The following is a 21,004-nucleotide window of genomic DNA, read 5'->3' as shown; positions in this document are numbered from 1 at the left end:
GAAAGGCGGTTGGGCCCTGTCACGCCGATTGCCGGCGGAACGTGTCGCGCATGGCCGGGGCCCGCGCCGCCATCGTTACCGATCGAGCCTGATCGGGCACGGTGAATTCCAGTCGTGCCCGGCCATTGGCCTTGGCCCGATACAGTGCTTCGTCCGCGGCGCGCATGAGGTCGTCCAGCGACATGCCCGGCCGCGCCTCGACCGCGCCCATGGACAGGGTGATGGTCAGATGCGGATGCGCCGCGCCGCCGTCGAAGGGAATCGGCATCAGCAACTCGCGGCAGACCGTGCCGGTGTTGGCGGGCGCGGTATTGGCCAGGAAGACGCCGAATTCCTCGCCGCCGATCCGGCCGATTACGTCGTCGGTGCGCAACGCGCGCTTGAGCCGGTATCCGATCGACACCAGGCAGGCATCGCCCACCTGGTGGCCATAGGTGTCATTCACGGCCTTGAAATGATCGGCGTCCATGATCAGCAGGACGCCGGGTATGCCGTCGTCGAGCAGCGCACCGGCCTGTTTGAGAAAGAACCGCCGGTTGGACAGGCCGGTCAGGTCGTCGGTGCGCGACCGGACCGAGAGTTCCCGTTGCAGGCGCATCTGCTTGCGCACCAGCAGGAAGAACAACCCGACAAAGGGTCCGCCGACACAGATCCCGTTGGCGATGATGAACCCGTGCCGCAAGGCCCCGTCGCCCGGCCACAGCAGGTGGAAGACGTAGTTGAGCGCCACGATCATGGCGCAGAACATCAGGAACTTGAGGGCGAAATCGTCGGGACCCTTCACGCCCAGGAACTTGTAGATTCGGTGCATCATGCCGCGCCCCTTTCCGCGTCGGGACCGTCCACGGCAGACCGAAACAAATGATTAACGTCAGCCCAGATACGAAAAATGCCGCCGAAAATCGGCGGCATTCTCGCATCACAGGGGCGGGGTTCTCAGAAGCCCAGGCCCTCGTATTTCTTCTTGAACTTGGAGACACGCCCGCCCTGGTCCATCAGGCGCGAGGATCCGCCGGTCCAGGCCGGGTGCACGCTGGGGTCGATGTCGAGCACCAGCGTCTCGCCTTCGGCGCCCCAGGTCGAGCGCATCTCGACCACGTCGCCATTGGTCAGCTTGACGTTGATCGTATGATAATCGGGATGGATGTCTTTTTTCATGACCGGGCTTCCTTCACGCGTCGGCGCCGCTGCGCAGCGGGCGATAGTTGGTCTTTTCCGCGATGCGGGCCGATTTGCCGCGACGCGACCGCAGGTAGTAGAGCTTGGCGCGCCGCACCTTGCCGCGGCGGATCACGGTGATGGCCTCGATGTTGGTGGAGTAGAGCGGGAAGACCCGTTCCACCCCTTCACCGAAGGAAATCTTGCGCACCGTGAAGGTGCCGGCGATGCCGCTGCCGTTCTTGCGGGAAATGCAGACGCCTTCGAAGTTCTGCACGCGGGTGCGGGTGCCCTCGGTCACCTTGTAGCCGACACGGATGGTGTCGCCGGCCTTGAAGTCCGGGATGGTCTTTCCCAGTTCGGCGATCTGTTCCGCCTCGAGTTGTGCGATCAGGTCCATCTGATCTTCTCCTATATGGCTCGCGGTTGCTCCGCGAAGGTTCGGGCGCGTCAGAGCTCTGTGTCTTCTTCCGGGTCCGCCCGATGGCGCCCGCCAGAGGTCACGCAGCATTGCTTGTTCGTATCACCGTCACGTCCGGCGCCCGGTGCCGAAGAAAGCGGGGCATCTGCCATAACGCAACAGGCCCGGTCGACTCGTCGCAGCCCCGGACCGTCGCCGTATAGTCGCGACGCGCGGCCCGATCAACCCTGTTCGGACGACTTATCGCCGTGGCGCGCCCAAAGGTCGGGCCGGCGTGCGCGGGTCAGGCGTTCGCTCTGGTCGCGTCGCCAAGCCGCCACCTTGGCGTGATCGCCCGAGGTCAGCACCTCGGGGATCGTCCGTCCCTGCCACTCGGCGGGGCGGGTATACTGCGGATGCTCCAGCAGGCCGGCGGAATGGCTTTCCTCCACGGCGCTTTCGGCATTGCCCAGCACACCCGGCAGCAGCCGCACGCAGGCGTCGATCAGGGTCATCGCGGGCAGTTCGCCGCCGGTGAGGACATAGTCGCCCATCGAGACCTCGAGGATGTCGAAATGCTCAAGCACGCGCTCGTCCACGCCCTCGAACCGGCCGCAAAGCAACGTCACCCCGTCCTGTCGGGCCAGGTCTTGCGCCATGGCCTGGTCGAAGGGCACGCCGCGCGGACTGAGGTGGATCAGCGGCATCCGGCCCCGCGCCCCCCGGCGCGTGGCCTCGATGGCGTTGCCCAGCACGTCGGCTCGCAACACCATGCCGGCACCACCGCCCGCGGGCGTGTCATCGACGTTGCGATGCTTGCCGACGCCGAAGCGGCGCAGGTCCGTCGTCTCCAGTTGCCAGACCCCGTCCTTGAGGGCCTTGCCGGTCAGGCTGGTCCCCAGCAGGCCGGGAAAGGCGTCGGGCAACAGCGTGATGACCTGCGCGGTCCAGGCACGGGCCAGGACAGGGCGATCGGTCATCAGCTCTTGCGGCTGCGCAGTGGGCCGCAGGGTCTTGCGGCCGTGCGAGCGGGGCGCGGAACTGTTGGGCTGATCTGTCATGTGCGCGTCATAGGTCAGACCTCGGGCAAAGGCGAGTCGCGCAGTGCGGACTTTTGCGCCTCCAGATCGGCGTCTGACAGCGCCGAGCGGTTCAGGTCCAGCAGCCGGGGCGCCAGGGCCGGGTCCGGCCCCTGGTTGGCGCGGGTCGCGCCGGTCAGCCGATTCCGCTTGTCACTTGGCAAACCCAGCAGTTGCAGCAATGGCGCGGCGGGCCCCTCGGGGTTCTCGGACAGGGCTTCCAGCGGCACGACATGCACCGGGTAGGGGGCGACGGCCGCGCGGATCTCCTCTGCCGTCCGGTCAAGATGCGCAGTTTGCCCGTGCGCGCGAGCGTAGTCCGCGTAATCGAGTGTCAGGCGTGTGTGCACAAGGTTGTGCAGCCAGGTGCTGCGCAGCCAGCCGTCGGGGGCACGGGTCATGAATACGAAGTGCAGTTCGGGGTCCTTGTCGATGAAACGCCGGATCACCCTGACCACGGCGGCCATCAGGTCGGGCGCACTGTCATAGCCCTGCTGTCCGTCGCGGCCGGGCATCCGGCCGCAAAAGTTCTCGTCCGAGATCAGTAGCGCCCGCTTGCCCAGGTTCAGCCCGCCCAGAAGGTCGGCCAGGCTGCGGCGAAACCGGTTCATGTCGGGTCCGGCGCTGGTAAGGGAATAGCGCACCGCATGGCGCGCGACAGGGCCCCGGCTGCGACCCGGCAGGACCGTTGCTGCGTGCGGCCAGATCAACGGCCCGTTATCAAGGATGAATTTCTGCGCGCTGGTCGTGCCGGTCTTGTGAAAGCCGCCGTGAATGACGATCCTGCGGCCCGTCACCCTTCAGTCCTCGAACAGCCCGCCGGGCGGGTCGACGACCAGCCGGCCGGCGGCAAGGTCCACCGTGGGCACGATGGACCTGGTGAAGGGCACCAGGACGGTGTCGCGCAGGCCGGGCGCCTGCACCTCGAGCAGGTCGTCGGCGCCGTTGGTCTGCACCGACTTGACCCGGCCGAGGCTGTCGCCGCCGGTGTCGAAAACCGCTAGTCCCACAAGATCGGCATGATAGAACTCGTCGTCGGGCAGGGCGGGCAGCTGGCTGCGCCGCGCGCGCAGTTCGACCCCCTTGAGGGCGTCGGCCTCTTCCTTGGTGGTGATCCCGTCCATGCGCACGACCAGCGCCCCCTTGGCGTGGCCCGTCAGCACGATGGTCTGAACCACCTTTCCGTCGGACCGTGTCAGCGGCGTGTAGTCGATGATGTCCGCGGGCTCGGCGCAGAAGCTCTTAAGCCGCACCTCGCCCCTGACCCCGAAGGCCCCGGCGATGCTTGCGAGGGTGATGGTCTCGTCACTCATGGGCGGTGAGCCCGCCGGGACACCGCACGGGTGCCCCGGCGCGGGCCGATCACTCGGCGGTGTCCGCTGGGGCGGCCGCGGCGGCGGCCTTCTCGGCCTTTTCCTCGGCGCGTTCCCGGGCCTTCTTGCCCGGGGTGCCCTTGCCCGGATTGTTGCGGGTCTTCTTTTCGAGCACGCCGGCGGCCTCGAGCATCCGCGAGACGCGGTCGGTGGGCTGGGCGCCCTTGTCGAGCCAGGCCTTGATGGCGTCCACGTCCATCTTGACACGGTCTTCGCGGTCCTTGGGCAGCAGCGGGTTGTAGGTGCCCAGCTTTTCAAGGAACCGGCCGTCGCGCGGCATGCGGCTGTCGGCGGCGACGATGCGGTAGAAGGGGCGCTTGTTCGAGCCTGCGCGGGCGAGGCGGATCTTCATGGCCATGGGGTTTCTCCTTTGACTGGCCGGGGCGGGTGCCCCGTTATCCTTGGTGCTTTCGATGATGCTGAATGACTTCAGCGATGATGAAGTTCAAAAACTTCGTGGCGAAGTCCGGATCCAGATCGGCATCCAGCGCCAATTTCTGCAGCCGCTCGATCTGGCGCGCCTCGCGCTGGGGATCGGACGGCGGAAGGTCGTGCTCGGCCTTGAGGTGGCCCACCGCCTGGGTGTGCTTGAACCTTTCGGCCAGGGTATAGACGAGGATGGCGTCCAGCCGGTCGATACTGTCGCGATGGCCGGTCAGCACGTCGGCGGCGCCTTGAGGCGTGTCACTCATCGGCTGCTCCGAAGTTTTTCGGCGCGCGGGGTTGGCCCGCCGGGATCGGGTGTGTCGCTCACGGGCCGCCTCATTTCTTCTTTCCGAAACCGCCGAGACCCGGTGGCAGTTGCGATCCGCCCATGCCACCGCCCAGGCCCTTGCCACCGCCAAGCGCCTTGGCGGCCTCTTCCATGGCCTTGGGGTCGTTCATATCGGGCACGGCGCCACCGCCGGCGCCCTTGCCGCCCATCATGCCCTGCATGGCCTGCTTGAGCGCGCCGCCTTTGCCCATCTTGCCCATCTTCTTCATCATGTCGGCCATCTGCCGGTGCATCTTGAGAAGCTGGTTGAGCTCGGACACCTCCAGCCCCGCGCCCTTGGCGATGCGCTTCTTGCGGCTGGCCTGCAGGATCTGCGGGTTGGCGCGTTCGGTCTTGGTCATCGAGTTGATGAGCGCGACCTGCCGCTTGAAGACGTCCTCGTTGACGCCGGCGTCCTGCATCTGCTTGGCGGCCTTCTTCATGCCCGGCATCATGCCCATGACACCTTCCATGCCGCCCATCTTCTGCATCTGGTCGAGCTGCGTCTTCATGTCGTTCATGTTGAACCGGCCCTTCTGGAACCGCTTCATCATGCGTTCGGCCTGTTCGGCCTCCATCGTTTCCTGCGCCTTCTCGACGAGGGAAACGATGTCGCCCATCCCGAGGATGCGGCCCGCGATGCGCTCGGCGTGGAACTCCTCGATGGCGTCCATCTTCTCGCCAAGGCCGACGAAACGGATTGGCTTGCCGGTGACTGCGCGCATGGACAAGGCCGCGCCGCCGCGCCCGTCGCCGTCCATCCGGGTCAGGACCACGCCCGAGACGCCGATCTTGTCGTCGAACTCGGTGGCGACGTTCACCGCGTCCTGGCCGGTCAGGCCGTCGACGACCAGTAGCGTCTCGCGCGGATTGGCGACGTCGCGAACCTCGGCCGCTTGCTGGATGAGCTCTTCGTCTATGTGCAGCCGGCCCGCCGTGTCGAGCATGTAGACGTCATAGCCGCCGAGGCTGGCCTGGGTTTTCGCGCGCTTGGCGATCTGGACCGGGCTTTCGCCTTTGACGATCGACAGGGTGTCCACCCCGACCTGCGTGCCGAGGATCTGCAGCTGCTCCATGGCTGCGGGGCGGTTCACGTCGAGCGAGGCCATGAGGACCTTCTTGCCCTCGCGTTCCTTCAGCCGCTTGGCCAGCTTGGCGGTGGTCGTCGTCTTGCCCGAGCCCTGCAGCCCGACCATCAGGATCGGCGCCGGCGGGTTGTCGACCTTGAGCTTGCCCGGGTCAGTGTCACCGGTCAGGACACGGACCAGTTCGTCGTGGACGATCTTGACCACCTGCTGGCCCGGCGTGACCGATTTCGTGACCGCCTGCCCGGTGGCCTTCTTCTGCACTGCCTTGACGAAATCGCGCGCCACCGGCAGCGACACGTCGGCTTCGAGCAGGGCGATGCGGACCTCGCGCAGAGCTGTCTTGACGTCCTCCTCGGACAGCGCGCCCTGCTTGGTCAGCCGATCGAAGACCCCGGACAGGCGATCGGAAAGACTTTCGAACATCATGCGCCTCCTCGGGGCCGTGTCGCTTTGCCCGGCTCATATGGGACCGGACGGCTCGTTCTGGAACGCCCTGCCGGTCGCGCAAACCGGGCCAACGCGCTATGCCCCCGTGGGCGAAACCTCGCTGACGGGGGGCGATCCCTGGCCGGGCAGGGACCGGAAAGGCAGGGCTTTCCGTATATGGGAGGTCGCTTAGGCTGCCGGCGCGGTCGAGTCAAGCCTTACGATCCGTGCCCAGCCACGCGTTGATGCGCTCGGCGTGCTCCTGCGCGACGGACAGGCCGCCAAAGTCCGGCGCGACGGGACGGGTCTGCGTGTCGAGGCGCAACAGGGCGCGGTGCGAAAGGCGGCTGCTGCGTGCCGATAGCCGGCGGCTCTCGATCTCGGCACCACGGAGGTCCTCAAGCGCGTGAACTTCCTGCTGGTAGCCGAAAATGGTCCGGCGGCGCAGTGTGACGGTGCCGGCGCGCCGGTCGAGTATCACCTGTCGGCGCCGAACGAGCGCGTAGATGATCAGCACGAACGGAGACATGAACACCGCGCCGCCAAGGATCATCATGACCGCATTAACAAGACTGATATCACCAGGCAGGATCACGGTGATGCCCGCCGCGATACCTGCTGCAAGCGGCAGGGCCACGAAGATCGTGAGGAGGGTCCCCGCGACCCAGGGTATGCGATCGAAGATCAGGAGATCCTCTGTGTCGTGAGCAATCTTCATGCGCTCTCCCGGCCGGTCAGGTGCGCACCTCGAAGGGATGCGGCGCGTCTGTGTCCGCGGCGGTGCGCGTCTCGACCTTGTCAACGCGGGCGGCTGGCGGGCCGTCGTGCAGCCGGGTGCGCAGGTCCGCGACCGCGCGTTCCGGCCCCGAGATCAGCGCCTCGACCGAGCCGTCGGGCCGGTTGCGCACCCAGCCGGCGAGGTCCAGCGCGCGGGCCTGCTCTCGTGTCCAGGCGCGAAAACTCACGCCCTGGACCCTGCCGGTGATGCGAGCGTGCAGGGTTGTGCGGGTCATGACGCCCCTCCCCTCGAAACCGTCGCGAACCTAGACCACGATTCCGCCACCGGGCAAGGCCGGCCCGTTGCAATCGGGCGTGCGATCCGCGTAACTGGCCCTCAGCGAAGGGGGTGCGATCAATGGACAACTGGGACGAGATTCGCACCGCGTATCAGGTGGCAAGGGTCGGCACGGTCAGCGGCGCCGCCGAGGTTCTGGGCGTCCACCACGCCACGGTGATCCGGCACATCGACGCGCTGGAAGAGCGTCTGGGCACCCGTTTGTTCCAGCGCCACGCGCGCGGCTACACGCCGACCGAGGCGGGCCAGGACCTGATGCAGGTCGCCGCGACCACCGATGACCAGCTGACCCAGCTGGCCGGCCGGATCAAGGGGCAGGGCGAGGGCGTGAGCGGCGAACTGGTCGTCACCTCACTCGAGGCGTTCTCGCCCGAGTTGACGCCGGTGCTGGCCTCGTTCCGGGCAGCCTACCCCGACATAAGCATCCGCTATCTGACCGGCCAGCGCCTTTTTCGCCTGGAATACGGCGAGGCCCATGTCGCCGTCCGCGCCGGCAAGGCCCCCGATCAGCCTGACAACGTGGTGCAGAAATTCATCCGCCAGTCGGCGCACCTCGTGGCCTCGCGCGGCTATATCGCGCAGCACGGCCAGCCTGCGGGCGAGGAAGACCTGGCCGACCACTGGTTCGTCGGCCCCGAGGACAAGTCCAGCCGCGCCCCCTACAACCAATGGCTGGCCGATGCCGTGCCCGCGGACCGGGTGATCTTCCGGACCTCGACCGCGCGCAACAACGTCGACGCGATCCTCTCGGGCATCGGGATCGGGTTCGTCGGCCTGGGCGAGATGGAGCGCCACCCAGACCTGATCGAGGTGCTGCCCTCGCAGGAAGGTTGGGGCGGCCAGTTGTGGCTGGTCACCCATGTGGATCTGCACCGCACGACCAAGGTGCAGGCCTTTCTCAAGCACCTCAAGGACTGGGCGCGAGCCGAACGGGGATAGAGACCCGCCCGTCCGGAGGGTTTATCCCGGCTCGGCCGCTGGCGCCCCGGCGGTAGCCAATTCGCCCTCCAGAAACCGCTCGAAGGCGTCCAGGTCGATCTGGTCGAACTGGCCGAAGCCCTGCATCCAGACGCTGGCCGCGCGCAGGGCGTCCGGTTCCAGCTTGCACCATTTCACCCGGCCGCGCCGCTCCTGGCTGATCAGGCCCGCACGGGTCAGGATGCCGAGGTGCTTGGAGATCGCGGCCAGCGACATCTCGAAGGGCGCGGCCACGTCGGTGACGGCCATGTCGTCCTCGAGCAGCATCGACAGGATCGCCCGGCGGGTCGGGTCGGCCAGGGCGGCGAAGACAGTATCGAGAGAGACGCTCATGCCTCCATCAAGCGGCACTCGCGCGAAACGTCAACCATGCGGTTGAATATACCCCGCGGTCGCGCGGGGTGCGGCAGGCTCGCGCGGTGCCGAAAAATTTTATATCTGCCAGTGACTTGTGGAGGCTTTAGTCAGCGTTGACTCCGGACCGCCGCCGGCGTAGCACGGCATCAACCGAGGAAAGGGGCAGAACCTTGTCCGATCATGACCCGGCGGATCGCCTGAAGGCGCTGGAGGACAAGATCGCGGCGGCCAGGGGCGGCGAGGCCGACACGCACCATTCCGAGGAACATTATTCCCAGGCGCAACATGCCTGGCGAATGGTGATTGAACTTGTGGCCGGTCTCGGGATCGGCTTCGGCATAGGATACGGGTTGGACGCCCTTCTGGGCACGCAACCGTGGTTGATGGTGCTATTCGTATTTCTGGGCTTCGCGGCCGGTGTAAAAACCATGATGCGAAGCGCCCAGGAGATGCAGAACACGCAGCTGCCCGGGCCGGGCGGCGAAGACGGGAAAGACGAACGCGATGGCGACTGAGACAACCGGAGAAGAGAGCAGCCTGGTCTTCCACCCGATGGACCAGTTCATCGTCGAGCCGCTGTTCGGCAACGGCCCGGTCAGCTGGTATACCCCGACCAACGTGACGCTCTGGATGGCGCTGGCGGTCATCGGCGTGATCCTGCTGCTGGTGCTGGGCACCAGCCGCCGCGCCATCGTGCCCAACCGCACCCAGTCGATCGCCGAGCTTGCCTATGGCTTCGTCTACAAGATGGTCGAGGACGTGGCCGGCAAGGATGCCGTCGGCTTCTTTCCCTACATCATGACGCTGTTCATGTTCATCGTCTTCGCCAACTTCCTCGGGCTGGTGCCGACGGCCTTTACCACCACATCGCACTTTGCTGTCACGGTGCTGCTGGCGTTGGCCGTCTTCCTGACCGTCACAATCGTCGGTTTCGTCAAGAACGGCACCAAGTTCCTCGGCCTGTTCTGGGTCGAAAGCGCGCCGCTGTTGCTGCGCCCGATCCTCGCCGTGATCGAGATCATCTCGTATTTCGTGCGGCCGGTCAGCCACTCGATCCGGCTTGCCGGCAACCTGATGGCCGGCCACGCCGTGATCAAGGTTTTCGCCGGCTTTGCCGCCATCGCGCTCGTCAGCCCGCTCTCGGTGCTGGCGATCACCGCGATGTACGGCCTCGAGGTCCTCGTGGCCTTCATCCAGGCCTACGTCTTCACAATTCTGACCTGCGTGTATCTCAAGGACGCGCTGCATCCGTCGCACTAGGGTCCGAACCCCAATCCCGAAACTTCCAAATCAACCGTAAGGAGAACTCTCATGGAAGGCGAACTCGCACATATCGGCGCCGGTCTGGCTGCAATCGGCTCGGGCGCCGCGGCCATCGGTGTGGGCACCGTGGCCGGCAACTTCCTGGCCGGCGCGCTGCGCAACCCCTCGGCGGCCGGCGGCCAGACCGCGACCCTGTTCATCGGTATCGCCTTCGCAGAGGCCCTGGGGATCTTCTCGTTCCTCGTCGCCCTGCTGCTGATGTTCGCCGTCTGAGCCTTACGGAACACCATCCTTGCGCGCGGGCGGCGCGGTAACGGGCCGCCCGACAGTGAGACCAGGTTCCGACGGAGGACGCCATGGCGACCGAAACAACCGGGCAAACAGCAAGCACCTGCGTGGGTGCGGATGGCTCTGCCATCGGCATGCCGCAGCTCTGCTTCGACTGGTGGCCCAACCAGATTTTCTGGCTCGTACTCACGCTCGTCGTGATCTACGTGGTACTGTCGCGCGTCGCGCTGCCCCGCATCTCTGCGGTGCTGGCCGAGCGCGCGGGCACCATCACCAACGACATCGCCGCGGCTGAAGAGCTCAAGCAGAAGGCGAAAGAGGCCGAGGAGGCCTACCAGAAGGCGCTCGCCGACGCCCGTGCCGAAGCCCAGCGCATTGCCGCCGAGACCAAGGCCGGTATCCAGGCTGAACTGGACGCGGAGATGGAAAAGGCCGATGCCGAGATCGCGGCCCGCACCGCCGAGAGCGAGAAGGCCATTGCCGAGATCCAGGCCAGCGCCATGGACAGCGTCAAGGACGTGGCAAAGGACGTGGCCAAGGATATCGTCGGCGCGATGGGCGGTGAGGCCGACGGGCGTACCGTGACCGCGGCGGTCAACGCCAGACTGAAGGGGCAAGCGTCATGAAACGGCTCATCACAACCGCCGCCCTCGGGTTGGCCGCCTCGCCCGCCCTTGCGGCCAGTGGCGACTATGGCTTTCTCTCGTTGAATAATACCGACTTCATCGTGTTGCTGGGCTTCATCGTCTTCATCGGCGTGCTGGTCTATTTCAAGGTGCCCGGCATGCTCGGCAAGATGCTGGACGACCGGGCCGCGGGTATCCAGTCCGAACTGGACGAGGCGAAAGCGCTGCGAGAAGAGGCGCAGACCCTGCTCGCGTCCTATGAACGCAAGCAGAAAGAAGTCGAGGCCCAGGCGGAGCGGATCGTCAAGACGGCGCGCGAAGAGGCCAAGACCTCGGCCGAGCAGGCCAAGGAGGACATCAAGGCCTCTGTCGCGCGGCGTCTGGCCGCCGCCGAAGACCAGATCGAGAGTGCCAAGGACGCGGCCATGCGTGATGTTCAGGCCCAGGCCGTGACCGTTGCGATCGGCGCCGCGCAGGACGTGATCGCCAAGCAGACCACGGCGACCGAGGCCAACAAGCTCATCGACGATGCGATCGCCGAGGTCGGCGCGAAACTGCACTGACGCGCGATGGCATCCCCATGAACAGGCCCGGGTCCAGCGCCCGGGCCTTTTTCATGCGCGGCAACGCGGCCCGGCGTGCCGTCAGCGTCCGACCTCGTGGTCGTAGCGCTGCCGGGCGATGGCCTCGTTGCGTTCGGCGCGCTTGTGATCCCACAGGGCCTGTTCGACGAAGGACAGATGCGCCACGACCGCCGAGCGCGCGCCCGCTGCGTCGCGCGCCTGAAGCGCGTCGTTGATGGCGCGGTGTTGGCCCAGCAGGCTGTCGCGTGTCATGCGCTGCTTGAACATGATCTGGCGGTTGTAGAAGACCCCCTCGCGCAGCAGCTGATACATCGAGCGCATCATGTGCAGCATGATGACGTTGTGGCTGGCCTCGATGATCGACAGGTGGAAATCCGCGTCCAGTCCGGCCTCTTCCTGCGGATTGCGCTTCGAATGGGCCGCTTCCATCTTGCCGAAAATGGCCTCGATCACCTTGAGGTCGGTCTCAGTCCCGTGGGTGGCGGCCCGCTCGGCTGCCAGCCCTTCCATGTCGCGGCGAAAGGCGATGTAGTCGAAGACCGCCTCATCATGGGTGGAAAACAGCCGCACCAGCGCGTCGGAAAAGGCGTTGCCGAAGACCTCGGCGACGTAGACGCCGGAACTGGCGCGGCTGGTCAGAAGCCCCGCCGCCTGCAACTCGGCGAGGGCCTCGCGCAACGAGGGGCGCGATACGCCCAGCCGTTCGGACATCTCCCGTTCCGAGGGCAGACGCTCACCCGGGCGCAGTATGCCCCGCAGGATCAATTGCTCGATCTGCCTGACCACCGAGTCAGAGAGCTTTTCCGGTCGGACGGGTTCGAATGGCATTGGGCCTCCGCTGGCGCTGGTCAGGTTATATGACCAACGCCGGCGGGCCTCAATGGTCGGGGTGCGCGCCCCCTGCTCAGGCGTTCGGTGTGATGGTGATCTCGACCCGCCGGTTCTGGGCCCGGCCTTCGGGGGTCAGGTTCGTGGCCACCGGCGCGTCCTCGCCCCGCCCGATTGAGCGGATGCGGTTGGGGGCCACGCCTGCCCCGATCAGCACCGAACTGACGGCCTGCGCGCGCCGCGCCGACAGGTCCTGGTTGTAAGCGGCCGGCCCGGTGTTGTCGGTATGGCCGATCACGTTGACCGTTGTCCCGGTGTAGCGGTTGATCGAGGCGGCCAGCGTGGTCAGGTCCGAGCGCAGCGCGCCGGTCAGCTGGGCGCTGTCGGTGGGAAACAGGATGTCTTGCGGCAGGGTCACGACCAGCTGCTCGCCAGTGTTCACGATCTGCGCGTTGTTGCCCATCTGCTGGCGCAACTCGGCCTCCTGCCGGTCAAGCTGAGCACCGGCGACAGCGCCCAGGCCGCCACCGGCAATGGCCCCCACAACGGCCCCCCGGCGGCGTTCGTCGGCAGTGTCGCCCGAGGCGATGCCCAGCAGGGCGCCGAGGCCCGCGCCCACGGCAGCGCCGGTCTGCTGGTTGCGGTTGGGGTTGTTGGGGTCGGTCATCTCTTCGCAGCCGGCGACAACGAACAGCGAAGCGGCGAGGAGGGCCGTGGTCAGCTTTGAAATCGTCATGAGTCGTCTTTCATCTTTTGGATGCCGCGGTTTGGCACAGTGATGACCCTAGCATAGTCTCGGGGCAATCCTGATATCCAATATCAGCCACCGGGCACGCGGTTTGTCGCCGATGCGCCTGTCTCTGCCCGCGCCGATTCCCAGGCGAGGATGGCGCGCTTGACAGGCAGGCCCCAGTGATAGCCGCCCAGGCCGCCAGACTTGCGGATTGCCCGATGGCAGGGGATCAGGAAACCGATGGGGTTCCGGCCCACGGCATGTCCCACGGCGCGGGCCGCGCGCGGCTTGCCGATCATGCTTGCGATCTCGGAATACGTTGTCACCTTGCCCGAGGGGATCGCCAGCAGCGCCTCCCAGACCTTGATTTGCAACGGCGTGCCGATGACGTGCAACGGCGCACGCGCCCCGGCCCCGTCAAAGGCCGCCTGTGCCCATGGCTGCAACGCCGCGGGATTCTCGGCGAATGTCGCCTGCGGCCAGCGCGCGGCGAGGTCGGACATCGCTGCATCCTCGCCGGTTTCCGCGGCAAAGCCGATGCCGCAAATCCCCCGGTCTGTGCCCATGATCAGCGCCCGACCGAAGGGGCTGTCGAACCGGCCCCAGTGCACGGTCAGCCCGGCGCCGCCGCGGGCATAGTCGCCCGGGCTCATCGCTTCCCACCGCAGGAACAGGTCGTGCAGCCGCCCGGACCCGGACAGCCCCACCGCATCGGCTGTGTCCAGTGTCGTGAAACGCTCTTGCAGCAACGTCTTGGCATGTCCCAGCGCAAGGTATTGCTGATAACGCTTGGGGCTGACGCCGACCCAGCGCGAGAACACCCTCTGGAAATGTGCGGGAGACATACCCATCCGGCTGGCCAGATCATCCAGCGACAGCGGCACCGGGGCGGCGTCGATCTCGGCAATGGCGCGGCGGATCACGTGGTAATGGTAACTGGCGTCGGGTGTCATGACCGCAGCATAGGCCGGGAGCAATATCCGGGCGACCCGGTTCTTGCGCGAATGCCCGCTGCGACAAATAATACAGTTTTCTTATATGTAAAACTCGACGACTGTCGTGTTAAAGCCAACCCCAATCCGAAAGGACACGACCCATGCGACTCCCCTCCGCCGCCGCCCTTGCCCTCTGTGCGGCCCCGGCCTTGGCGCAAGACGCCCCCGATCTCGTCACAGTGGTGACCAGTGACAACGCCCAGACCCAGTTGATGTCGATGGTTCTGACCAATCAGGCACTGGGGCAGGACAAGTCGGTTCATATCCTGCTGTGCGGGCCGGGCGGCGACATCGCCCTGACCGATGCCCCGCAAAGCGCAACTGCGGGCCAGCCGCCCAAGGACATGAGCCCGCAGCAGCTGCTTCAGGCGGCGATCTCGAAAGGGGCGACCGCCGAGGTCTGCGCGATCTACCTGCCGGGCGAGGGCGTCGGGGAGTCGGCCCTGGTAGACGGTGTGGGCGTGGCCAAGCCACCGGAGATGGCCGGTGCGATGCTTGGTGACGCGACGCAGGTCTGGTCTTTCTGATCCGGTCTCGTCATCCAAGGCGGGGCAATCGGCGGTGTGTCGCGGATTGCCCCGACGGCGCGGACACGGCATAAGCCGGGGATGGCAAAGCAGCTTCCCTACACCGAGATGCGCGCGGTTTTCGAGCGTTTTCAGGCCGCCGAACCCGACCCGCGGGGCGAGCTGAACCACGTCAACGCCTTTACCCTGGTGGTGGCGGTAGCGCTGTCGGCGCAGGCCACGGACGCGGGCGTGAACAAGGCGACCGAAACGCTGTTCAAGGTCGCCGATACCCCCGAAAAGATGCTGGCCCTGGGCGAAGAGGGCGTGATCGATCATATCAAGACGATCGGACTCTATCGCAACAAGGCGAAGAACGTCATCAAGCTTTGCCGCATCCTTGTCACGGACTATGGCGGCACGGTGCCCAACTCGCGCGCCGCGCTGCAGTCGCTGCCCGGTGTCGGGCGCAAGACGGCCAACGTGGTCCTGAACATGTGGTGGCGCTACCCGGCGCAGGCGGTGGACACGCATATCTACCGCGTCGGCAACCGCACCGGCATCTGCCCCGGCAAGGACGTGGTCGCGGTGGAACGCGCGATCGAGGACAACGTGCCGGTCGATTACCAGCGGCACGCGCACCACTGGCTGATCCTGCACGGCCGCTATGTCTGTACCGCCCGGAACCCCAAATGCGCCGCCTGCGTCATTCGTGACCTGTGCCGATACGAGGACAAGACAGCATGAACAAGAAATTCGAAGTGGTCGGCATCGGCAACGCCATCGTCGACGTGATCGCGCCGGCCGACGATGCCTTTCTCGATCAAATGGGGATCGAGAAGGGCATCATGCAACTGGTCGAGCGCGACCGGGCCGAGGTCCTCTATGCCGCGATGGACCACCGCAGCCAGTCGCCGGGCGGATCGGTGGCCAACACCCTGGCCGGGATCGGCAAGCTGGGGCTGGCGTCGGCCTTCATCGGCCGCGTCAAGGACGACGCGCTGGGCCGGTTCTTCATCGAGGCGACCGAGGTCGACGGCTGCGCCTATGTGAATTCCGCCACCGAGGGGGGCGAGCCGACCTCGCGGTCGATGATCTTCGTCAGCCCCGATGGCGAGCGGTCCATGAATACCTACCTCGGCAACGGGGCCGAACTGGACTCCGACGACGTGGACGAGGCGGTCTGCGCCGAGGCGCAGGTGATGTTCCTGGAAGGCTACCTCTTCGACAAGCCGAAGGGGAAAGAGGCCTTCTACAAGGCCGCCCGCCTGACCCGCGAGCACGGCGGGCGCGCGGGCATCGCGATTTCCGATCCGTTCTGCGTGGACCGTCACCGGGCCGATTTCCTGGACCTGATCGAGAACGAGCTGGACTTCGTCATCGGAAACGAGGCGGAGATCCGCGCCCTCTATCGCAATGACGACCTCGAGGCCGACCTCGCGGCGGTGTCGCAAATCTGTTCACTGGTGGTCTGCACCCGGTCGGGCGACGGGGTGACGATCATGCGCGAGGGCCATCGCACCGACGTGAGCGTGGAAAAGATCGTGCCGATGGACGCCACCGGCGCGGGCGATCAGTTCGCCGCCGGGTTCCTTTACGGGCTGGTGCTGGGGCACGACATGGAAACCTGCGGCAAGCTGGGCGCCATCGCCGCGCGCGAGGTCATCAGCCACTACGGCGCCCGGCCCGAGGCCGACATCCGCGAGTTGTTCCGCAATCACGGGCTGGGCTAGCCGGGCGGCCGGGGCGGCGCCGGCGCGCCGTTACTCGCCCAGCTTGGCGTGCACCTCGTCCAGGTCGATCTCGCCCACCGGCATTTTGTTCGACGGGTCCTCGAAGTCGTATTTGAACAGCTGGAAGTCCTTCTTGTAGATCTCGTAAACAAGGTGCATCGACAGGTCGTCGAAATAGTCCTCGACCGGATGGGCGCGCTTGGGTCCGTGGCCTTCGGACTCGTTGAACCGCGGCACCTCGTCCAGCTTGACCTGAACCGGCGTGTCGATGGCGTCGAGAACGGATTGCATGCCCTCGTTGAACCGCTCGGTCCAGAAGATGTTGTCGTAGGTGCCGCCGTTGAGGATGAAAGTGCTGACATGGCCCGACATGGCCGACCAGTGAATGTCGGGATCCATGGGCCGGCGCCAGCGTATGGTGTCGCGCGCGAACAGCAGGAACCGGCGGAAACTCTTGACCTGGTCGAATTCGAAGCCGTCCTCGGGGCTGCCGACCTCGATGCCGTATTTCTGGATCAGCAGCGGCACCAGCTTGCCGCGGTAGCGTTTGCCGTTGCGCTGTATGCCGCAAATCTTGTCGAAGAAGCTGGACAGGATGCGCGTGTAGGGGTTGCGCACGCAGGTGAAGGCATAGCTGCGGTGCGCCTGGACATTCTCGGTGATCCTGGGCTGGCTCGCCTCGAAGGCCCACTTGTGCATGCCGTGGTCGGCATCGTGGATGTCCCCATCGAAGAACCTGCCGTTGTCTGAATAGAACATGACCTGTCCGATGGTCGAACAGGCGCATTTCGGGACGACGCGGTAAACGACGCTCTCGCTCTCGGTCATCCAGGTCCCGGGAAACCCCATGTGCGCTGCCTCCAGAAGAGCCGATCCTGCTCGGCTTTGCCCCCGTCGAGCAAAAAAGCAAAGAAATCGTGTTTATTCAATCTGTGTTCACGTTTAGACATTTAAGACAATCCGAGCCGAGGGGGTAGACCGTTTCCAGCATGGCGCGCATTGCCTTCATACTGCTGTGTCACAAGGACCCCGAGGCGATCATTCGCCAGGCCAGGCAGCTGACTGCGGTTGGCGACTGCATCTCGATCCATTTCGACGCCCGCGCTCCGGCCGCGTCTTACGCGATGATCCGCGAGGCGCTGGCGGACGATCCCAGCGTGACCTTCGCGAAAAAGAGGGTGCGCTGCGGCTGGGGCGAATGGTCGTTGGTGCAGGCCACGCTGCACGCGGTCGAGGCCGCGGTCGAGGCCTTTCCGCGCGCGACGCATTTCTACATGGTCTCGGGCGACTGCATGGCGATCAAGTCGGCGCAGTATGCCCATGCGGTGCTGGACGCCGACGATGTCGATTACATCGAAAGCTTCGATTTCTTCGAAAGCGATTGGATCAAGACCGGCATGAAGGAAGAACGCCTGATCTACCGGCACTGGTTCAACGAACGCACGCAGAAGACGTGGTTTTACCGGTCCTGGTGGTTGCAGCGACGGCTGGGCCTGGAACGCGAGATTCCGGCCGACATCCAGGTCATGATCGGCAGCCAGTGGTGGTGCCTGCGCCGCCGCACGATCGAGTGGATTATGGATTTCGTGCGCCGGCGGCGCGATGTCGTGCGCTTCTTCCGCACGACCTGGATCCCCGACGAGACGTTCTTTCAGACGCTGGTTCGCCACCTCGTGCCCGAACCCGAGATACGCACCCGGACGCTGACCTTCCTGATGTTCACCGACTACGGCATGCCGGTGACTTTCCACGACGATCACTATGACCTGCTGCTGAGCCAGGATTACCTGTTCGCCCGCAAGATCAGCCCCGAGGCGGCGCGCCTGCGCGCCTGGCTGGGGGACCTCTACGCCTCGGACCGGATCGAGTTCCAGATTTCCGACGAGGGACGGCGCTTGTACCATTTCCTGACCGGGCGCGGGCGGATCGGGCGGCGCTTCGCCCCGCGGTTCTGGGAGACGGAGACATCGCTGGGCCGCGAGCGGGAACTGCTGATCGTGGCCTGCAAGAAATGGCACGTGGCCAAGCGGCTGGTGGGGTCGATCAAGCACCACACCAACATCCCCGCCATCGAATACCTGTTCAACGAGGAGGACACCCCGTTGCCCGACCTCGGCGGTATCCAGAGCACCCTGGAAAAGCGCACCCGGCACCGCCGGGCGCTGATGCGGATGCTGTTCGACTATCATGAGACGGATCGGCTTATCTTCTGCATCGACACGGCCAACCTGGACCTGATGCAGGACTTCTTCTCGGATCGGAACGTCACCCGCCTGCTCGAAATCGAGTGCACGTTTTCGGACGACTTCCTGATCGGCCATGCCCAGCGCGTGGGCCTTGCGGGGGCGCAGACTTCGGAGGAAACGCTCAAGCAGTTGCTGCCCACGATCCGCTATGATGTCGTCTTCGAGGCCGACCGCATCCGCGATGCGGGTTTCCCGAATCATACGCGGATCCGCGAGTCCAACACGCCCGAGCAGAATGCCCCGCCGATCGCCGCCTTCCTGAGCCTGCCCGAGGAGAGCGCACGCGGTATTGCCGAGACCCCCCATCTTTTTGCCGATTGAGGAGAGCGGAATGGACTTCGACTATGACGACCAGAACATCTTTGCAAAAATCCTGCGGGGCGAGATCCCCAACGACACGGTCTTCGAGAACGCCCACGCCCTGGCGTTTCGCGATATCCGGCCCCAGGCGCCGGTGCATGTGCTGGTGATCCCCAAGGGGCCCTATGTTTCGCTCGATCACTTCGCCCGCGATGCGAGCGCCGAGGAACAGGCCGGGTTCTTCGCCGCTGTCGCCGCCGTCTGTGAGGGCGAGGGGGTCGAGGGCGGTTTTCGCGCCATTTCCAACGCCCGCGCAGATGGCGTGCAGGAGGTGCCGCATTTCCACCTGCACATCATGGGCGGGCGCTCCATGGGCCCGATGCTGGCAAATTGAGTGCTGCGCACGCTCTTTTCGTGAGGGGATGAGGGGGCGCTGCCCCCTCAATCACCCCCGGGATATTTCTGGCCAGAAGACGGGGTCAGGCGCGGGTCAGGGACAGGAAGACGTCTTCGAGGTCGGCTTCCTCGGTGCGGACATCGGCGATGGAGATGCCGGCGGCGCGGACCGCGGCGAGGACCGACTCCGCCGGGGTCAGAGAGGTGCGATAGGTGAAATGCATGGTGCCGTCGGGGCGGGCCTCGGCGCTGACGCCCTCGGGCATCGCGGGCAGGGCGGCGGCGCTTTCCGGGCGGATCACCATGGTCTTTCGGTCGAGCCGTGACAGGAGGTTGGCGGTGCTGTCGTTGGCGATGACCGAGCCGTGGTTGATGATGGCGATCTGGTCGCACATCTGTTCGGCCTCTTCGAGGTAGTGCGTCGTCAGGATGATCGTCATGCCCTGGTCGTTGAGTTTGCGCACGTTCTGCCAGAGCATGTTGCGCAGCTCGATATCGACGCCGGCGGTGGGCTCGTCCAGTACCAGCACCTGCGGGGAATGGACCAGCGCCTTGCCCAGAAGCAGCCGCCGCCGCATCCCGCCCGAGAGCGAGCGGGCGTAGGCCTCGGCCTTGTCGGCCAAGCCGATGAGGTCCAGCAACTCGTCCGTGCGGCGCTTGTGGCTGGGCACACCGTAGAGGCCGGCCTGCACGTCGAGCGAGCCGCGCGGTGTGAAGAAGGCATCGAGGTTGGGTTCCTGCGGCATGACGCCGATGCTGGCCCGCGACTGGCGCGGGTTGGCGTCCTGGTCGAAGCCCCAGATCTTCACGGTGCCCGACGACTTGATCACCAGCCCGGCGAGGATGTTGATCAGCGTGGACTTGCCAGCGCCGTTGGGCCCCAGCAGCCCGAAGATGGACCCGCGCGGCACCGCGAGGTCGACGCCGTCGAGCGCCACCTTTTCGGGGGATCGGCGCGCGGCGGCATAGGTCTTGTGCAGCCCCTCGATCTCGATCGCGTTCTCGGCCATGTCGCCCTGTCCCTCTCTTGTTCGCGGCCCGCCATGCGGTATATGAGGGTCCTAGACCGCAGCCCTGAAAGAGGCAATCAGATGTCCATTCCCCCGCCCGAGACCCGGATCGTGCAACGCCATCGGATTGCCTGCGATGGCGGCGAGGGGGCGCTGGGCCATCCGCGGGTGTGGCTGCAGATCCCGCAAGAGACCGGCTGGGTCGAATGCCCCTATTGCGATGCGAAATTCATTCACGAGGATTTCGCGGGCAAGGTCTGACCGGTGGCGCGGGGCTCCGTCTCAGCTGATGGGGATCGGTGCGTCGCCGCAGGGCAGTTCCGCCGAGGGGCGCCCCTCGGGGGTGAGGTAGGCCAGAACGTTGGTGCCGGTCCAGACCCGGATCGGTCGCCCGGCACTGTCGCGGCCGCGGCCGATCACCGTGCCGGTCCTGTTGTCCTGCGTGTAGTATAGGACCTCGATCGTGACGCCGTCGCGACATTTCATCCGCGATGTGCCCGATCCCATGAGCCCGTCTGACCGCCAGGTTCCGGTGCAGGTTACGCCGTCGCTGGTCGTGCCCGTCACGGTGCCCTGGTCCCAGCCCCGGGCCTGTCCGTCGAAATAGCGCCCCGCGGTCCCGATGCAGGCCAGGACCCGGACGCAGTTTTCCGGACTGTGGGGTATGTTGCGGCACGCCGGCGCGGCCTGCGCCGGTGGATCAGCGGTGATCGGGGGAAGTTCGAGCTGCTGGGCCGTGGCGGGCGCGGCGATCAAAGTCGCAACTGGCAACAGGTGGCGTAACATGGCAGAACCTCACTCGGACAAC

30 protein-coding genes are annotated in these 21,004 nt (G+C 65.8%); 12 read left to right on the top strand and 18 right to left on the bottom strand.

What is annotated here, in order from left to right; all coding sequences use genetic code 11:
* Positions 1 to 19: 19 nt before the first annotated feature.
* The 11 genes from BU124_RS04295 to BU124_RS04245 form a co-directional block, all read right to left on the bottom strand.
* Positions 20 to 814 (bottom strand): GGDEF domain-containing protein, encoded by a 795-nt coding sequence (locus tag BU124_RS04295; protein ID WP_084861207.1) that lies wholly within the window; start codon positions 812 to 814, stop codon positions 20 to 22.
* 122 nt (positions 815 to 936) lie between these two features.
* Positions 937 to 1,158 (bottom strand): 50S ribosomal protein L31, encoded by a 222-nt coding sequence (gene rpmE, locus BU124_RS04290; protein ID WP_084861206.1) that lies wholly within the window; start codon positions 1,156 to 1,158, stop codon positions 937 to 939.
* Between the two features lie 13 nt (positions 1,159 to 1,171).
* The gene (rplS, locus tag BU124_RS04285; protein WP_084861205.1) at positions 1,172 to 1,558 is read right to left on the bottom strand and encodes a 50S ribosomal protein L19; all 387 of its coding nucleotides are present in this window, start codon (positions 1,556 to 1,558) and stop codon (positions 1,172 to 1,174) included.
* Positions 1,559 to 1,800: 242 nt separating this feature from the next.
* A complete protein-coding gene (trmD, locus tag BU124_RS04280; RefSeq protein ID WP_084861204.1) occupies positions 1,801 to 2,619 on the bottom strand; it encodes a tRNA (guanosine(37)-N1)-methyltransferase TrmD in 819 nt (272 codons plus the stop codon).
* Between the two features lie 14 nt (positions 2,620 to 2,633).
* Positions 2,634 to 3,434 carry a hypothetical protein gene (locus BU124_RS04275; RefSeq protein WP_084861203.1) on the bottom strand — a complete coding sequence of 267 codons (801 nt, stop codon included), beginning with the start codon at positions 3,432 to 3,434 and terminating at the stop codon, positions 2,634 to 2,636.
* A 3-nt stretch (positions 3,435 to 3,437) separates the two neighbouring features.
* Positions 3,438 to 3,950 (bottom strand): ribosome maturation factor RimM, encoded by a 513-nt coding sequence (gene rimM, locus BU124_RS04270; RefSeq protein ID WP_084861202.1) that lies wholly within the window; start codon positions 3,948 to 3,950, stop codon positions 3,438 to 3,440.
* A gap of 49 nt (positions 3,951 to 3,999) precedes the next feature.
* On the bottom strand, positions 4,000 to 4,368 hold the full coding sequence (rpsP, locus tag BU124_RS04265) for a 30S ribosomal protein S16 (protein WP_084861201.1): 369 nt from the start codon (positions 4,366 to 4,368) through the stop codon (positions 4,000 to 4,002).
* A 37-nt stretch (positions 4,369 to 4,405) separates the two neighbouring features.
* Positions 4,406 to 4,702, bottom strand: coding sequence for a chorismate mutase (locus BU124_RS04260; protein ID WP_084861200.1), 297 nt, complete (start codon positions 4,700 to 4,702; stop codon positions 4,406 to 4,408).
* Between the two features lie 70 nt (positions 4,703 to 4,772).
* On the bottom strand, positions 4,773 to 6,275 hold the full coding sequence (gene ffh, locus BU124_RS04255) for a signal recognition particle protein (RefSeq protein WP_084861234.1): 1,503 nt from the start codon (positions 6,273 to 6,275) through the stop codon (positions 4,773 to 4,775).
* Between the two features lie 214 nt (positions 6,276 to 6,489).
* The gene (locus BU124_RS04250; protein WP_084861199.1) at positions 6,490 to 6,996 is read right to left on the bottom strand and encodes a hypothetical protein; all 507 of its coding nucleotides are present in this window, start codon (positions 6,994 to 6,996) and stop codon (positions 6,490 to 6,492) included.
* Positions 6,997 to 7,012: 16 nt separating this feature from the next.
* Positions 7,013 to 7,291 carry an acylphosphatase gene (locus BU124_RS04245; RefSeq protein WP_084861198.1) on the bottom strand — a complete coding sequence of 93 codons (279 nt, stop codon included), beginning with the start codon at positions 7,289 to 7,291 and terminating at the stop codon, positions 7,013 to 7,015.
* 122 nt (positions 7,292 to 7,413) lie between these two features.
* Between BU124_RS04245 and BU124_RS04240 the strand changes: the two genes are divergently transcribed.
* Positions 7,414 to 8,292 (top strand): LysR family transcriptional regulator, encoded by an 879-nt coding sequence (locus BU124_RS04240; protein ID WP_084861197.1) that lies wholly within the window; start codon positions 7,414 to 7,416, stop codon positions 8,290 to 8,292.
* 21 nt (positions 8,293 to 8,313) lie between these two features.
* Here the strand turns inward: BU124_RS04240 and BU124_RS04235 are convergent, their stop codons facing one another.
* Entirely contained in the window at positions 8,314 to 8,664 is a 351-nt protein-coding gene (locus BU124_RS04235) for an ArsR/SmtB family transcription factor (RefSeq protein ID WP_084861196.1), read from the bottom strand.
* A 194-nt stretch (positions 8,665 to 8,858) separates the two neighbouring features.
* Here BU124_RS04235 and BU124_RS04230 point away from each other — a divergent pair, with 194 nt between their 5' ends.
* From BU124_RS04230 to BU124_RS04210, 5 genes are all read left to right on the top strand, one after another.
* Positions 8,859 to 9,203: an AtpZ/AtpI family protein gene (locus BU124_RS04230; protein ID WP_084861195.1), complete on the top strand. Its 345-nt coding sequence runs from the start codon at positions 8,859 to 8,861 to the stop codon at positions 9,201 to 9,203.
* Entirely contained in the window at positions 9,193 to 9,948 is a 756-nt protein-coding gene (locus tag BU124_RS04225) for a F0F1 ATP synthase subunit A (protein WP_084861194.1), read from the top strand. Before BU124_RS04230 ends, BU124_RS04225 begins: the two co-directional genes overlap by 11 nt.
* Before the next feature lie 51 nt (positions 9,949 to 9,999).
* A complete protein-coding gene (locus tag BU124_RS04220) occupies positions 10,000 to 10,224 on the top strand; it encodes a F0F1 ATP synthase subunit C (protein ID WP_084861193.1) in 225 nt (74 codons plus the stop codon).
* An 83-nt stretch (positions 10,225 to 10,307) separates the two neighbouring features.
* Positions 10,308 to 10,865 carry a F0F1 ATP synthase subunit B' gene (locus BU124_RS04215; protein WP_084861192.1) on the top strand — a complete coding sequence of 186 codons (558 nt, stop codon included), beginning with the start codon at positions 10,308 to 10,310 and terminating at the stop codon, positions 10,863 to 10,865.
* Entirely contained in the window at positions 10,862 to 11,428 is a 567-nt protein-coding gene (locus tag BU124_RS04210) for a F0F1 ATP synthase subunit B (RefSeq protein ID WP_084861191.1), read from the top strand. Before BU124_RS04215 ends, BU124_RS04210 begins: the two co-directional genes overlap by 4 nt.
* A gap of 81 nt (positions 11,429 to 11,509) precedes the next feature.
* Here the strand turns inward: BU124_RS04210 and BU124_RS04205 are convergent, their stop codons facing one another.
* The 3 genes from BU124_RS04205 to BU124_RS04195 form a co-directional block, all read right to left on the bottom strand.
* Positions 11,510 to 12,277 carry a FadR/GntR family transcriptional regulator gene (locus BU124_RS04205; RefSeq protein ID WP_084861190.1) on the bottom strand — a complete coding sequence of 256 codons (768 nt, stop codon included), beginning with the start codon at positions 12,275 to 12,277 and terminating at the stop codon, positions 11,510 to 11,512.
* A gap of 76 nt (positions 12,278 to 12,353) precedes the next feature.
* On the bottom strand, positions 12,354 to 13,013 hold the full coding sequence (locus BU124_RS04200; RefSeq protein ID WP_084861189.1) for a YiaD family glycine zipper/OmpA-like lipoprotein: 660 nt from the start codon (positions 13,011 to 13,013) through the stop codon (positions 12,354 to 12,356).
* An 83-nt stretch (positions 13,014 to 13,096) separates the two neighbouring features.
* Positions 13,097 to 13,963, bottom strand: a complete 867-nt coding sequence (locus BU124_RS04195) for a methylated-DNA--[protein]-cysteine S-methyltransferase (RefSeq protein ID WP_084861233.1) — start codon at positions 13,961 to 13,963, stop codon at positions 13,097 to 13,099.
* Between the two features lie 143 nt (positions 13,964 to 14,106).
* Between BU124_RS04195 and BU124_RS04190 the strand changes: the two genes are divergently transcribed.
* The 3 genes from BU124_RS04190 to BU124_RS04180 all read left to right on the top strand — a co-directional run bounded on the left by BU124_RS04190 (position 14,107) and on the right by BU124_RS04180 (position 16,244).
* On the top strand, positions 14,107 to 14,532 hold the full coding sequence (locus BU124_RS04190; RefSeq protein WP_084861188.1) for a DsrE family protein: 426 nt from the start codon (positions 14,107 to 14,109) through the stop codon (positions 14,530 to 14,532).
* A gap of 81 nt (positions 14,533 to 14,613) precedes the next feature.
* Positions 14,614 to 15,258, top strand: a complete 645-nt coding sequence (gene nth / locus BU124_RS04185) for an endonuclease III (RefSeq protein ID WP_084861187.1) — start codon at positions 14,614 to 14,616, stop codon at positions 15,256 to 15,258.
* Positions 15,255 to 16,244: an adenosine kinase gene (locus BU124_RS04180; RefSeq protein ID WP_084861186.1), complete on the top strand. Its 990-nt coding sequence runs from the start codon at positions 15,255 to 15,257 to the stop codon at positions 16,242 to 16,244. Before nth ends, BU124_RS04180 begins: the two co-directional genes overlap by 4 nt.
* A 30-nt stretch (positions 16,245 to 16,274) precedes the next feature.
* On the opposite strand, the gene BU124_RS04175 is transcribed toward BU124_RS04180, so the two are convergent.
* Positions 16,275 to 17,093 (bottom strand): sulfotransferase family protein, encoded by an 819-nt coding sequence (locus BU124_RS04175; RefSeq protein WP_084861185.1) that lies wholly within the window; start codon positions 17,091 to 17,093, stop codon positions 16,275 to 16,277.
* A gap of 140 nt (positions 17,094 to 17,233) precedes the next feature.
* Between BU124_RS04175 and BU124_RS04170 the strand changes: the two genes are divergently transcribed.
* Together BU124_RS04170 and BU124_RS04165 are read left to right on the top strand one after the other, a co-directional pair.
* Positions 17,234 to 18,811 (top strand): DUF5928 domain-containing protein, encoded by a 1,578-nt coding sequence (locus BU124_RS04170; RefSeq protein ID WP_084861184.1) that lies wholly within the window; start codon positions 17,234 to 17,236, stop codon positions 18,809 to 18,811.
* 10 nt (positions 18,812 to 18,821) lie between these two features.
* The gene (locus BU124_RS04165) at positions 18,822 to 19,184 is read left to right on the top strand and encodes an HIT domain-containing protein (protein ID WP_084861183.1); all 363 of its coding nucleotides are present in this window, start codon (positions 18,822 to 18,824) and stop codon (positions 19,182 to 19,184) included.
* An 85-nt stretch (positions 19,185 to 19,269) separates the two neighbouring features.
* Here BU124_RS04165 and BU124_RS04160 read toward each other — a convergent pair whose 3' ends face one another.
* On the bottom strand, positions 19,270 to 20,196 hold the full coding sequence (locus BU124_RS04160; protein WP_084861182.1) for an ABC transporter ATP-binding protein: 927 nt from the start codon (positions 20,194 to 20,196) through the stop codon (positions 19,270 to 19,272).
* A gap of 81 nt (positions 20,197 to 20,277) precedes the next feature.
* On the opposite strand from BU124_RS04160, the gene BU124_RS04155 reads away from it, so the two are divergent.
* Positions 20,278 to 20,457, top strand: a complete 180-nt coding sequence (locus BU124_RS04155) for a zinc-finger domain-containing protein (RefSeq protein WP_084861181.1) — start codon at positions 20,278 to 20,280, stop codon at positions 20,455 to 20,457.
* Between the two features lie 21 nt (positions 20,458 to 20,478).
* Here BU124_RS04155 and BU124_RS04150 read toward each other — a convergent pair whose 3' ends face one another.
* Positions 20,479 to 20,952: a hypothetical protein gene (locus tag BU124_RS04150; RefSeq protein WP_143529876.1), complete on the bottom strand. Its 474-nt coding sequence runs from the start codon at positions 20,950 to 20,952 to the stop codon at positions 20,479 to 20,481.
* Positions 20,953 to 21,004 lie beyond the last annotated feature (52 nt).

Origin of the sequence: Salibaculum halophilum (assembly GCF_002094885.1) — a bacterium.
Lineage (GTDB): Bacteria > Pseudomonadota > Alphaproteobacteria > Rhodobacterales > Rhodobacteraceae > Salibaculum > Salibaculum halophilum.
This window is presented reverse-complemented; position numbering and strand designations above follow the sequence as displayed.